This is a genomic window from Streptomyces sp. ATLC9 (assembly GCF_057196705.1).
Genome location: NZ_JBXUOY010000538.1, coordinates 1 through 896, shown reverse-complemented (window position 1 = coordinate 896; position 896 = coordinate 1). Strand labels below are relative to the sequence as shown.

General features: G+C 77.0%; 2 protein-coding genes. Both read left to right on the top strand.

What is annotated here, in order from left to right; genetic code table 11:
- Positions 1-132: 132 nt before the first annotated feature.
- A complete protein-coding gene (locus AC2CJA_RS26910) occupies positions 133-498 on the top strand; it encodes a phage holin family protein (RefSeq protein WP_484605246.1) in 366 nt (121 codons plus the stop codon).
- A 95-nt stretch (positions 499-593) separates the two neighbouring features.
- The gene (locus AC2CJA_RS26905; RefSeq protein ID WP_484605245.1) at positions 594-788 is read left to right on the top strand and encodes a hypothetical protein; all 195 of its coding nucleotides are present in this window, start codon (positions 594-596) and stop codon (positions 786-788) included.
- Positions 789-896 lie beyond the last annotated feature (108 nt).

The window sequence follows — 896 nt, the reverse complement described above, 5'->3', positions numbered from 1 at the left end:
CCCGCCCCGCCCCCCCCCCCCGCCCGCCGCCCCCCCCCGGGCCGGCCCCCGCCCCCAACGAGCGCGGGGCATCGGACGGACCGCGGCGGGAACACGAGCACCGGGCGGACCGGCCCGGAGGGAGAGGCAGACATGCCGCAGAGCGGAACCGCGGGCGAGCACATCGCCGATGCCGTCGAGCAGGTGACCCGGGAGGTGTCCGAACTGTTCCGCGACCGCTTCCAGGGGTTCGGCGACGGACTGCGGGCCGCCGCCCGGCACACGGGCGCGGGCGGTGCGCTGCTGGGCGGCGCCGGGGTGTGCGCCGTGCTGGCGGTGGGCTCCGCCCACCGGGCGGCGTTGCGGACCCTGGAGTCCGCTCTGCACCCGGCGCAGGCGGCGGCCGTGCTTTCGCTGGCCTACACCGCGGGGGCCGGGGCGCTGGCGAGACTGGGACGCGACCGGCTCAGGGCCGCCGGGCGCGCCTCGGGGGCGGGCCCGGAGCGGACCGGTCCGTGACCGTGTGCGACGTTCCGGGCGAATCAGCCGGGGAAGTGGGGGTACGCAGCAGACAACCCCGCTCACGGGGTGGAACCGAGCAGAGGAGGCTCGCTGTGAAGGGTGAAAACGACAAGGAAGAGTCCTCCGCACCGCGGCCGACGCGCCTGCGCACCGGCAGCGAGCAGCCGGTGGACCCGGAGGACCTGGTCAGGCTGTCCGGCCGCGAACCCACGCCGGAGCGGATCGAGAAGGCACGCAGGGAGCTGGCGGAACACGGAGCCGCCGCCGTCGAGAAGTACCTCCCCTAGCGACCCGGTCCACGGTGCCGCCCGCCCCGCGGACGGCGCCGTTCCCGGCCGTCGGCCGGTGTGTCCCACGAGGATCCCGGCGGCCGTCCGGTTCCCGTTCCCCGGAAC